This is a genomic window from Kitasatospora sp. NPDC001225 (genome assembly GCF_053597855.1).
Window position 1 is genome coordinate 18,741 of record NZ_JBSFJC010000102.1, and the last position, 11,603, is coordinate 30,343.

The 11,603-nt window shown below is 75.1% G+C and carries 8 protein-coding genes; all 8 read right to left on the reverse strand.

From position 1 onward, the window contains the following. Nucleotides 1-3: 3 nt before the first annotated feature. Complete coding sequence (locus tag ACWDCZ_RS28660; RefSeq protein WP_049651307.1) at nucleotides 4-768, reverse strand: ZIP family metal transporter; 765 nt, start codon at nucleotides 766-768, stop codon at nucleotides 4-6. A 314-nt stretch (nucleotides 769-1,082) separates the two neighbouring features. Further along, nucleotides 1,083-2,849, reverse strand: a complete 1,767-nt coding sequence (locus tag ACWDCZ_RS28665) for a restriction endonuclease (protein ID WP_449817329.1) — start codon at nucleotides 2,847-2,849, stop codon at nucleotides 1,083-1,085. Between the two features lie 114 nt (nucleotides 2,850-2,963). Next, the gene (locus ACWDCZ_RS28670; RefSeq protein WP_449817330.1) at nucleotides 2,964-4,784 is read right to left on the reverse strand and encodes a hypothetical protein; all 1,821 of its coding nucleotides are present in this window, start codon (nucleotides 4,782-4,784) and stop codon (nucleotides 2,964-2,966) included. A 478-nt stretch (nucleotides 4,785-5,262) separates the two neighbouring features. Beyond that, nucleotides 5,263-5,919 carry a YigZ family protein gene (locus tag ACWDCZ_RS28675; RefSeq protein WP_049659555.1) on the reverse strand — a complete coding sequence of 219 codons (657 nt, stop codon included), beginning with the start codon at nucleotides 5,917-5,919 and terminating at the stop codon, nucleotides 5,263-5,265. A gap of 171 nt (nucleotides 5,920-6,090) precedes the next feature. Beyond that, the gene (locus ACWDCZ_RS28680) at nucleotides 6,091-7,380 is read right to left on the reverse strand and encodes a DUF6986 family protein (protein WP_387830903.1); all 1,290 of its coding nucleotides are present in this window, start codon (nucleotides 7,378-7,380) and stop codon (nucleotides 6,091-6,093) included. A gap of 109 nt (nucleotides 7,381-7,489) precedes the next feature. Then, the gene (locus ACWDCZ_RS28685) at nucleotides 7,490-9,091 is read right to left on the reverse strand and encodes a DUF2637 domain-containing protein (protein WP_449817331.1); all 1,602 of its coding nucleotides are present in this window, start codon (nucleotides 9,089-9,091) and stop codon (nucleotides 7,490-7,492) included. Between the two features lie 246 nt (nucleotides 9,092-9,337). Then, nucleotides 9,338-10,003, reverse strand: coding sequence for a response regulator transcription factor (locus ACWDCZ_RS28690; protein ID WP_049659962.1), 666 nt, complete (start codon nucleotides 10,001-10,003; stop codon nucleotides 9,338-9,340). Then, nucleotides 9,955-11,364 (reverse strand): sensor histidine kinase, encoded by a 1,410-nt coding sequence (locus tag ACWDCZ_RS28695; protein ID WP_449817332.1) that lies wholly within the window; start codon nucleotides 11,362-11,364, stop codon nucleotides 9,955-9,957. The genes ACWDCZ_RS28690 and ACWDCZ_RS28695 overlap by 49 nt, the downstream gene beginning before the upstream one ends. Between the last annotated feature and the right edge of the window lie 239 nt (nucleotides 11,365-11,603).

Consider the following 11,603-nt stretch of genomic DNA (forward strand, 5'->3'; position numbering starts at 1 on the left):
GCCTCAGCCGGCGAAGCCGATCACCAGCCACATGAAGCCGACCCCGGCCACGGTGCAGAGCAGGGTGCTGCGCGAGGGGTGCGGGCTGTGCGCCTCGGGGAGGATGTCGGAGGTCGCCAGGTAGAGCAGGAAGCCGGAGAAGAAGCCCAGGTAGAGGCCGAGCAGGTGCCCCGGGATGGTGAACGCCAGGGTGATCGCCGCGCCGGACACCGGGGCCACCGCGTCCGCGGCGAGCAGGGTCAGCGCCCGCCGCCGGTTGTTCCCGTACAGGCGGGTGATCGTGTACGTGTTGAAGCCGTCGGCGAAGTCGTGCGCGACCACGGCGATGGCCACCACCGTGCCGACCGTGGTGCCCGCCTGGAAGGCGGCGCCGATCGCGAAGCCGTCCATCACGCTGTGCCCGACCAGGGCCAGTGCGGCGGTCAGCCCGACGCCCTGGTGCCCGGCGGACCGGGCGTCCCCGTGGTGGTGGCCGTGGGAGTGCGCGGCGTACTCGCCCTCGTGGCCGCGGTGGATCGCGACGGCGCGCTCGATCACGTGGATGGTGAGGAAGCCGGCCGCGAACAGCAGCAGCGCCTGCGGCACGCCGTGCACCTCGCCCGGCGCCTGGTGGAGCGCCTCGGGCAGCAGGTCGAAGGCGACCACGCCGAGCATCAGTCCGGCGGCGAAGCCGAGCACCAGGTGGCGGCGGTCGCGGGTGCGCTGGGCGACGAAGCCGCCGATCAGGGTCATCAGGAACGCCGCGGCGGCGACCAGTACCGCGGTCATCAGTCCGGCTCCTTCACAGGTCCGGCCGAGTCGCCGGGGCCTTCGCCGGTTGGTGCGCCGAGCGCTCTGCCCATTCCTCTCCCCCTGGGATCCGCCCGTGGCCGGGCCGACCGCCGACCGTACCGGACGCCCGTTCGACGGTGATCACCCGGGGGTGCCGGGGCCGGGGTGCCGTTCCCCCAGCCTCGGCCCGGACCTGCCGGAGCGCCCGACGGATGGGCCGTTCGGGTGAGGCCGGCGGCGGGCCGACCCGCCGGGACGGGGCGGTGGGCAAAGGCTGCTGAGCAGGGCTGATGTGGTGAGCGGGCGGCGGGTCAGCCGCCGGTGGCGAGCGGCAGGCCGAGGTGGGTGTGGGCGAGTTCGCGGACGCCGTCGCCGTCGATCAGGTGGATGTGCCGGCGGCCCTCCTCGGCGGTGAGGTCCAGCACCTCCTCGGTGAACCGGCCGGTGGTCAGCCGCAGGCCGCGCTCGGCGGACTCCTCCCCGACCGCCTCGGCCAGGGTCTCGATCTGCTCGGCGCCGATCGACCCGGTGTCCCGGGAGGCCCACACCACCCAGCGGCCGGGCAGCGAGGTGCCGGGCGCGCCCTCGCCGGTGGCGACCAGCCCGGCCGGGCCGCGCAGCCGGACGCTCCACTGCGCGATCCCGCCGCGGGTCAGCAGGTCCCGCACCAGCTGGGCGAACTCGTTGGCGGACAGGTCGGCGGCGGCCGGCACGGTGGCCCCGGCCTGGGCGGCGGGCCGGACACCGGCCCGGTCGTACGGGTCCGGGGTGACGGCGGCGCCGAGCTGGCGCAGCCGTACCAGGGCCTCGTCCTGCTCGGCGTCGGCGTAGACGCCCTCGTCGTCGCGCTCCTCGTACGGGGTGCCCGGCGGCAGCAGCCGGGTGCGGGCCAGTGCGTCGCGGTCGGCGTCCACGCTGACCAGGCAGAGCGGCTCGGCCGTGGCGGGATCGCGCAGCCAGCCGTTGAGGACGACGCCGGCGAGTATCTCGTCGGTGTCCACGGCATCGGCGGCCTGCAGGGCCCGCAGGGCGAGCCGGGCGACCAGCCGCAGGTAGTCGGTGGCCCGGTCCGCGGGCGGGCGCGGCACCGGGAGGATGTCGCCGTCCGGGGCGAGCCGGTAGCCGGCGAGCGAGGGCACCAGGTCGAGCGGCGGCAGGTCGAGGTCCAGCACGGCGGTGCGGGTGAGCGGGCGGAAGACCGCCCGGCAGGGGGCGGGCAGGTCCTGGGTGGCGGTCTCGGCGGCGGCCAGCGCCCGTTCCAGCAGCGACTCCACGGCGGCCGGCTCGGCCAGCCGGTAGGCCCGACGGCACTCCTCCAGGGTCTCGTTGTACTCGCGCACGGCGCGGGCCCGGGCCTCCTCGGCCGCCTCGTGGGCGCGCCGGGACTCGTCGGCGGCCGGGCTGCCGGCCTCGGCCCGGCGGGTGCGCCACTCGCGCAGGGCGCGCTGGTGGGTGAGCCGGGCCTGGGCCAGCTCGCGCTGGTAGCCGGAGTCGAGCAGCCGGCGGGACGGGCCGCCCTCCGGGTCGGCCACGGGCGGTTCGGCGGGCGCGAAGTCCTGCCAGCGGGGCTCGGACTCCTCCTCGGCGCCGCCGCCGGGGCCGTCGGCCGGGTAGGGGCGGGGCTGGTAGTGGCGCAGCTGGCTCTCGAAGTCCATGGCGGAGACGGGCAGCGCGGCGCGCCGCAGCAGGTCGGCCAGCCGGTCGTGCTCGGCCCGGACGGCGCGGGTGCGGTGGTGGGTCAGGGTCGCGGCCCGGGCGTGCGCCGCCACGGTCTCGTCCGGGTCGGCCTCGCCGGGGCCGGGCTCGGACGGTCCTTCACCGGTCGGTCCGTTGCCAGTGGGTCCGTTGTCGGTGCGCCCATTGCCAGTGGGTCCGTTGTCGGTCGGTCTGTCACCGGTCGGCCCGTCGCCGGACGGGCCGTCACCGGTCGCACCGCCATGGGGGCGGCCGGCGGCGGCGCCGTCCGGCTCCTGGCCGTTCTCGGCTCCGAGGTCGCGGAAGACCGAGGCGAGGAAGCCCGGCCGGGGGAACTGGACGGTGGCGGTTCCGTCGGACTGGCCGTCTGCTGAGTACTGCATCGGTCGTCGTTCCCCCATGCTCGTCCGGCGCCTGCCCGGGGCGATCGGCGAACCTGTGGGCCCGCCCCTGCCGGACATTGTCCCCCGAACGGGCGCGGCGGTCAGCCAAGCCGCTCAGTTGGTCCGGGTGTTGGTGAGGTGCAGGCCGATGTAGCCGACGTAGATCCGGCCGCTGCCGGAGCAGTCGTCCAGGTAGTGCAGCCGGGGCGCGGTGCGGCCGCCGCCGATCCGCAGGTGCGCGCCCATGAACGCGCGCCGGGAGGAGTCGACGCATTCCGGCACCGGCAGCATCCGCTCGCGCTTCCACTTGGTGTGGCTGAACACCGTCCGGGACTCCCCGCGGACCGCCTTGCGGGGCGGGAAGCGGTGACAGCCCTCGGGGGTGCGCTCGCACCACTGCTTGAAGTCCCCGCCGGCCGCACCGCGCACGGCCGCCTCGGCGTACTCCTGGAGTGCCGTCAGCCCGTCCCAGGCGAGCCGGGCCCAGCCGGCGCCGGCGCACTGCAGCTCGTCCAGGGCGAGCGCCACCTTCTGGTCACCGGTGAAGGTCACCAGCGGGAACTCGGCCAGTCTGGCCATGAGTTCGGTGAAGGTGTCGGGCGTGCCGCAGCCGTCGGGGGGCTGGACCACGGAGTGGGGCCCGCCGACCGGTCCGCCGCCCGGCGCCACGCAGTGGCGCCCGGTCAGGGCGCGGGCTCCGGAGCGGAGACGGCCCTCCCGGACGTCCCGGCCGTCGCGGCCCTCCCGGCCCTGGCCCCGTTCCCGGTGTTCGCGGCGCTCCACGCGCAGGGTGTGCCGGACCCGCTCCAGCTCGTCGGCCCTGGCCTGCTGCTCGGCGCGGTCCTGTTGCTCCTCCCGGGCGAGCGCGGCCAGTTCGACGCCCTGGTACGGGGCGACCGGGCCGGAGGTCCGTTCGACGGCCTGCTCGGCGGTGCCCGCGGGCATCCGCTCGACGGTCTCCTCGGCCACCTGACCGACGGCCTGCTCCGCGGCGTGTGCCACGGCCTGCTCCCCGGTCTGCTCCGCGTCCCGGCGGAGCTGCGGCGGCGGGACGCGCAGCACCGGGACGGCCGCCAGCGGCGGCGGCAGCGGCTGCTCCGCGGCCAGGCGGCGCGGCTCGCGGGCGAGCAGCCCGGCGGCGCGGCGCAGGTCCTCTTCTATTCGGCCCCGGGCGAGTACCGGATGTCGGGCGCTGTCCTGCCGGGAGGCCGGGTCGACCTCGGGCAGGTAGGTGCGCACCGCCCCGCCGTAGACGGTGTGGTACTCCAGCGCGACGTTGAACCCGGTGCGGGCGCCGGGGTCCAGTACGTAGGCGGTGGCGAGGCCGGGCAGCTGCTGGCAGAGCGGGGCCACCACGTCCCGCACCCAGCTGTCGAGCGGCAGGTTCACCGGGACGCTGGCCACCACGGTGGGCAGCCTGCGCTCGGGGTCGCACAGCTCGTCGATCAGGGCGTCGACCTCGTCGGCCGTGATCACCCGAGGGCCGGAGTGCACGGCGGTCGGGCCGTCGGTGGCGTCGAGCAGCGGGAGGAGCGTGCGGGCGAGTTCGGGCACCGGCACCCGGCACGGGGTGCGCACACCGCTGCCGGTGCTGTGGGTCTCGGCCTCCAGCCGGACCCAGGTGGGGCCGTCGGAACCGGTGGCCACGGTGAGGGTGAGCTGCTGGGTGCCGTGCGGGGCCGGGGTGCGCAGGCGGCGACGGTCGTACCGGCCGGCGCCCGGGCCGCCGCGCAGCGGACCCTGGTCGCGGTCGAGCAGGACGCGCTCGCCCAGGCGGAGGCGCTCGGCGGTGGGAGCCGGCTCGGTGCCCTGCTCGGCGGGGGCGCGGTGGGCCGGCGGGGGCTCCTCGAAGCCCTCCTGCTTCAGCCAGCAGGCCAGTTGTTCGTCGGCCAGGGCGACGGCCTCGGCGTGCGTGAGGGCCGTGGTGACCGTCATCCGGTAGGGCGTCGCGGGGCCGCGGGGGCCGGGCAGGTCGGCGGCGGCGTGCGAGCGGACGCGGTTCGGGGCGGGGCGGTTCGCGATCGGATGGTTCGAGGTCGGACGGCTCGTCGGGTGGTTCGTCGAGTGGCTCGTGGGGCGGTTCGAGGTCGGGTTCGTCGCGGACTGGGAATTCGAGGTCGATCGATCCGAGGTCATGCGCATACCTCCGTGGTGCGGGGTGGGGTCCTGTGTCCTCCATCGATGGTTTCGTCCGGTTCTGCCGGAGCCTTGCCCAGGAAACGCCACGGCCCGGAGCGGAAGTTCCAACTCCGGGCTACGACACTACGTTCGGGTGAATCTGCTCAAGCGGTCTTCCGCGTGGCGCGGGGCCTGGGCTACGGGAAACGGCCGGTCACGGGCCGTCCGACGGATCGTCCGACCCCCGGGGCCCAGGAGCTACCCCCCGCCCCCGCGGCCAGAGCGGCACCTCGGGTCAGACCGGCACCTCGACGTACGTGCGGCCGGCCGGGACCGCCACCGCGGTACCGCCGGTCGCCTCGGCCAGCCAGGTGTGGAAGTCCGCCACGTCCGGCTCCGGCACCCCCACCTCGATCCGCACCCCGGCGGCCTCGTAGGCCAGGTCGCTCACCGTGTACCCGGCCGCCCGCAGGTCGTTCTCCACCCGCCCGGCCCGGACGTGGTCCACCGTCACCGCGAGCAGCGCGACCGGCCTGCGCTCCAGCAGGCCGACCTCGTCCACCGCCTCCGACACCGCGTTCCCGTACGCCCGCACCAGGCCGCCCGCGCCGAGCTTGATCCCGCCGAAGTACCGGGTGACCACGGCGACCGTGTCGGTCAGCCCGCGTCGGCGCAGCACCTCCAGCATCGGCACCCCGGCCGTGCCGCCGGGTTCGCCGTCGTCGCTGGAGCGCTCGCGGCGCTGCTCGTCGCCGACCACGAAGGCGGTGCAGTTGTGCCGGGCGTCCCAGTACTGCTTGCGGATGCCCGCGATGAAGGCCTGCGCCCCCTCCTCGTCGGTGACCCGGGCGAGGTGGCAGATGAACCGGGACTTCTTGATCTCGGTCTCGTGGCTGCCGGCCCGCCGGATGGTGAGGTACGGCCTGGCGGTGGGCTCCGGCGTGGCGGACATGGCGCGGGGGTCCTCCCGAGGACGGTGAAGGCTGACGGCGCGCGCCCCGGGACACCGGGGCGGCACCGCCAGCCTAGTTGGCGCACGACGGGAGGGATCAACGGCCGGGGGCCGGGAGCCGGCCGAGCCGGAGGATCGACGGCCGGGACCCGACTGTCGGACGCGGCCGGGTCAGCGGCCGGCCAGGGCGTTCAGCCGCCCGCGGTCCAGGCCGGTCAGCGCGGTGACCTCGGTGAGGTCGACGGCGCCGCAGTCCAGTCCGCGCAGCAGGTAACCGCTCAGCGCCCGGGCGGTGGCCGGCTCGTCCATCACGTCGCCGCCCGCCTTGGCGACGTACGCGGCCAGCCGCGCGGCGGCGGCCGCCAGGCCCTCGCGGTAGAAGGAGTAGACGGCGACGTAGCGGGTGGGCAGGTGCGCCGGGTGCATGTCCCAGCCCTGGTGGTAGGCGCGGGCCAGCGAGCGGCGGACCAGGCCGTGGTGGAGCTTCCAGGCGGCGTGCACCTGTTCGGTGGAGCCGGTCGGGACGACGTTGGTCGAACCGTCGGAGAGCCGCACCCCGGTGCCCGCGGCCGCCACCTGCATGACCGCCTTGGCGTGGTCGGCGACCGGGTGGTCCATGCTCTGGTGGGCCGCGCTGACGCCGCAGGCGGCGCTGTAGTCGAAGGTGCCGTAGTGCAGGCCGGTGGCGCGCCCCTCGGCGGCCTCGATCATCCGGGCGACGGTGGCCCGGCCGTCCGGGCCGAGGATCGCCTGGGTGGTCTCGATCTGGATCTCGAAGCCGATCCGGCCGGCGGGCAGCCCGGCCCGGCCCTCGAAGTCCTCCAGCAGCCGGACCAGCGCGGTGACCTGCTCGGCGTAGGTCACCTTGGGCAGGGTCAGGACCAGGCCCTCCGGGAGCCCGCCGTTGGCCAGCAGGGTGGCCAGGAACAGCTCCAGGGTGCGGATGCCGCGGGCCCGGACGGCGGCCTCCATGCACTTGGTCCGGATGCCGAGGTACGGCGGGGCGCCGCCCTCGGCCACCGCCGCGGCGACCAGCTCGGCGGCGCGGACGGCGGCCGCGTCCTCCTCGGCGTCGGGGCGGGGTCCGTACCCGTCCTCGAAGTCGATCCGCAGGTCCTCGACCGGCTCGCGCTGCAGCTTGGCGCGGACCCGGGCGTGCACGTCGGCGAGCAGCTCGTCGTCCGAGACGCCGAGGGCTCGGGCCAGTTCGGCGGGGGTGGCGGCGTGGCGGTCGAAGGCCTCCAGGGCCCGGCGGCCCCACTCCCGCACGGTGTCGGCGCCGAAGGCGTCGGCCGGGACGTAGACGGTGTGCACCGGCTGCCTGGTCCCGGGCTCACCCGGGTAACGGCGCGCCAGATCGGCGTCGACCGGGGCGAGCAGCGCCTCCACGGCGGCACGGGCCCCGGTGGAGAAGGAGGCCCCGTCCGCCGGCCCGTTTCCGTCGACCCCGACCCGTGTCATCCGCACTCCCCATGCCGAACCAGCGCTTCAACAGTTTGTTGAGGCGAAGGTAGCTCCGGCGGGATCGGGCGTCAATGGCCGCCCGAGCCCTGGACGGTGGCGGCGGCGGTCAGTCCCGCCCGGCGGCGGCGTAGCGCTCGTTCAGCTCCGGGTAGAGGTCGGCGACCTCCTTGGGGTGGACCGAGCCGTCCGGTCCCTTGCCGGTGACGCCGTACTCCCTGGTCAGCCAGTCGGCGAGGCGCTGGGGGTCGGGCTGGTGGCTGTGGGCGTCCATGTACGAGACGAGCGCGGCGTAGGCGACGTCCGGGTCGAGGCGCGCGGGCGCCGGGGAGAACGCGGACTGCTCGGCGCGGGCCGACTCGGCGGCCGGGACCGGCTGCGCCAGCTCGGCGGGCTGCGCGAACTCGGCGGGCTGCTCGGGCTGCTCGAACTGCTCGGACCGCTGCTGCGGGCCGACCGGGTGCTGGGCCTGCGGACCGGGCGCGGGCACGGGGGCCGGGCCCGGGGCGACGGTTGCGGCGGGGGCGGGGGCGGGGGCGGGCTCCTCGGCGACCGGGCGCGGGGGCTTGAACCAGGGCGAGGCCTGCCCGGGCACCCGACCGCCCGGGGCGGCGTCGGTCGGGTGGCCGGTGGTGCGGACCGGGCGCTCGGTCCAGACGTTCAGCTCCTCGCCGCGCGGCTGCGGGGCGGCCTCCGCCGCCGCGTCCGGCTCCTGGGCGGCCCGCAGCCGGACGGCGGCCAGCTTCGCGAGCATCGGCGCGGCGACCTCGGCGGACAGCGGGGCGACGGCAGCGGGCGCCTGCTGCGGCTGCTCGGGCTGGGCCTGCGGCTGCCCCTGGACCTGGTCGGGCTGGGCGTGCTGGACCTGCGGGGCGGCCGGCTGGACGGCCTGCGGTGCCTGCTGCGGGTGCGGGGGCTGCTGGGCGTGGGCCTCGGCGGCCGGGGCGATGGCCGCGGCGACGCGGTTCTCCTGCGGGGCCACCCCCGGCGTCTCCTGCTCCGCCGGCACCTCCTTGACGTCACGCGCCCGGCCGTCGTCGTCGAGCCGGTCGAGCAGCGCCGGGTCCAGCGGCACGCCGAACTTGGCGAGCTTGAGCGGCAGCAGCGCCTGGATCGGTGCCGAACGGCGCCAGCCGCGGCCGTACCGGAAGCGCAGCTGCGCCCGGTAGACCAGGCGGTTCTGCTCCAGCCGGATGACCTCGTCGTAGGAGCGGAGCTCCCAGAGCTTCATCCGCCGCCAGAGCCGGAAGGTCGGCACCGGGGAGAGGAGCCAGCGCATCACCCGGACCGACTCCATGTGGCGGTCCGCGGTGATCGCCGCGATCCGGCCGACCGCGTGCCGCGAGGCCTCGACCACGACGACGAAGAGCACCGGGATGACGGCGTGCATCCCCATGCCCAGCGGGTCGCCCCAGGAGGCGGCCGCGTTGAAGGCGATGGTGGCGACGGTCAGCAGCCACGCGGTCTGCCGCAGCATCGGGAAGGGTATCCGCAGCCAGGTCAGCACCAGGTCGAGCGCGAGGAGCACGACGATGCCGGCGTCCACACCGATCGGGAAGGCGTAGGAGAAGGCGCCAAAACCCTTCTGCTCGGCCAGGTCGCGCACCGCGTTGTACGAACCCGCGAAGCCGATGCCCGAGATGATGAAGGCACCGGCCGCGACCAGGCCGAGCAGGCCCCGATGGGCCTTGGTGAGCGTTGGGCGTGCCATTACGTCTATCAACCCCTGGATGTCGGCTGCTGCCGTACGCTGCCTCGGCTGCCGGGTCCCGTTTGGTCGGGCCGCCGGACCCCGTTGGTCGGGCCGCCGGACGGCTGGGCAACCTCCGGGCTCGGCTCACCGGAGTTTACTCGTACAGGTGTTTAGCGTGCCCACAGCCTGGGGTGTCACAGTGCGGCGGCCCGGCACCCGGCCCCCGGCACCACGCGGGGCCGGAACGGAGGCGCCGCCGGATCGTCAGCCGGTCTGCCCCGCCGTGCCGTTGAGGTAGGTCAGCACCGCCAGCACCCGGCGGTTGGCGTCCTCGTCGGGGGCGAGTTCGAGCTTGCCGAAGATGTTGGCGATGTGCTTGGCCACCGCGCCGTCGCTCACCGAGAGGCGGGCGGCGATCGCCGAGTTGGAACAGCCCTCGGCCATCAGCTCCAGCACCTCGCGCTCGCGCGGGGAGAGCCGCAGCAGCGGACCGGGCCGGCGCGAGGTGGTCTGCATCAGCTTGGCGATCACGTCCGGGTCCATCGCCGTACCGCCCGCCGCCACCCGGCGGACCGCGTCGATGAACTGCCCGGCGTTGAACACCCGGTCCTTCAGGAGGTAGCCGATCCCCCCGGTGCCGTCGGCCAGCAACTCCCGCGCGTAGAGCTGCTGGACGTGCTGCGACAGCACCAGCACCGGCAGGCCCGCGATCTCCCGACGGGCCTTGAGCGCCGCCTGCAGGCCCTCGTCGGTGAGCGTCGGGGGCAGCCGGACATCGACCACGGCCACGTCCGGCCGGTGGGTCAGCAGCGCGTCCAACAGCTCGGGCCCGGTCTCCACCGCCGCGGCGATGGTGAAGCCGTGCGCTTCCAGCAGCCGGATCAGGCCTTCGCGAAGGAGGTAGAGGTCCTCGGCGAGGACAACTCGCACGGCAACTCCAAGGTGATGGTGGTGGGTCCGCCCGACGTGCTGTCGATGGAGAGGACACCGTCGAAGGTACCCAATCGCTTCTCGATCCCGCGCAGTCCGGTCCCCCGCGAAGGGTCCGCCACCCCCACCCCGTCGTCCGTCACCGTGACCCGCAGGAAGCCGGCCCGGTAGAGGATGTCCACCCACACCTGCTCCGCCTCCGAGTGCTTGGCCGCGTTGGCCAGCAGCTCGCAGATGCTGAAGTACACGGCGGCCTCCACCGGCGCCGGCGGCCGGTCCGGCAGACTCACGCACACCTCGGTCGGCAGGGCGCTGTCCAGCGCCAGCGCCCGGACGGCGTCGCCCAGCCCGCGCTCGGCGAGCACCGGCGGGTGGATGCCGCGCACCAGGTCCCGCAGCTCCTGGAGGGCCCGGGCCGAGGACTGGCGGGCCTCGGCGAGGAGCTCCCGCGCGGCCTCCTGGTCGGTGTCCATCAGGTGCTCGATGGTGCCCAGCGTCATCCCGATCGCGACCAGTCGCGCCTGGGCGCCGTCGTGCAGGTCCCGCTCGATCCTCCGCAGCTCGGCGGCCTGGTTGCCGACCGCGTCCGCCCGGGTCTCGGTCAACTCGGCCACCCGCCTGGTCAGCTGGGCGTTCGTCGCCCGGCCGTCCTGGTCCAGCACCCGGCGGGCGGCCTCCACGTACCCCCGCACCGCGTACGGTGCCGCGAGTATGCCCGCGACGATCATGGCGGCCCCGAGCACGGCGCTCAGCAGGACGGCCACCATCCGGCTGCTCAACGGGCCGAACCCGTCCGCCGGCACCGGCCCCGCCAGGATGTAGGCGACGCCCAGCCCGAGCAGGACGGCCACCGGGCCGGCCAGGGCCACCACGAGGAACGGGTTCGCCAGCAGCCAGAGCAGCTCGGCGCGGGTGGTCCGGTCCCGCAGGCCCCAGTGGACCACCTGGACGTACTTCGCCACCGTCCGCGACCGGTGGTAGGTGTAGCCCGTCCACCAGTGCCCCCGGCCGTCCAGCTCCAGCTCCGGCCGGGGCTCGTAGACCGCCGGCAGCCGGACGCCGAACCAGCGCTCCAGCTGGCCGCGGGTGCGGTTCGCGGTACGGCGGATGCTGGCCGCGGCCACCACGGCGCCGACGGTCGCTGCCACCAGGAGCGAGAGGAAGACGCCCAGGTCGTACGACTGCAGGAGCCGGGCCGTGACCGCCCCCGAGCAGATCGCCGCGCCCACCGGCAGCACCACTCCCGGCACCGCGGCCAACACCACCACACCGAGCCGCGCCAGCCCCTCACCGCCGGCCTTGAAGGCCGCCTGGGCCTGAGCACGTACGGACGCGCCGCTCGTACGACTCACTGTTGTCACGGGAAGCTCCTGATGCCGGTACCGATCGTCCTCCATCAGTCTTCACGAACCGTCCATCACCCACACTGGCCATGGCACCCCAAAACCGAGGTAGACCTAGGACCACCTGTGAGTGGAGGAAGTGACACCGACCGGTGAGACAGTCTGAAAACGCGAAGAACCCCCATCCGGGACCCGGATGGGGGTTCTTCTGAAGAATTGTTCGGCGGCGTCCTACTCTCCCACAGGGTCCCCCCTGC

Bases quoted from the DNA above. Each gene is read 5' to 3' on its own strand.
- ACWDCZ_RS28670 (WP_449817330.1), bottom strand. From the start codon at position 4,784: ATGACGGTCACCACGGCCCTCACGCACGCCGAGGCCGTCGCCCTGGCC.
- ACWDCZ_RS28665 (WP_449817329.1), bottom strand. From the start codon at position 2,849: ATGCAGTACTCAGCAGACGGCCAGTCCGACGGAACCGCCACCGTCCAG.
- ACWDCZ_RS28675 (WP_049659555.1), bottom strand. From the start codon at position 5,919: ATGTCCGCCACGCCGGAGCCCACCGCCAGGCCGTACCTCACCATCCGG.
- ACWDCZ_RS28660 (WP_049651307.1), bottom strand. From the start codon at position 768: ATGACCGCGGTACTGGTCGCCGCCGCGGCGTTCCTGATGACCCTGATC.
- ACWDCZ_RS28680 (WP_387830903.1), bottom strand. From the start codon at position 7,380: ATGACACGGGTCGGGGTCGACGGAAACGGGCCGGCGGACGGGGCCTCC.
- ACWDCZ_RS28685 (WP_449817331.1), bottom strand. From the start codon at position 9,091: ATGGCACGCCCAACGCTCACCAAGGCCCATCGGGGCCTGCTCGGCCTG.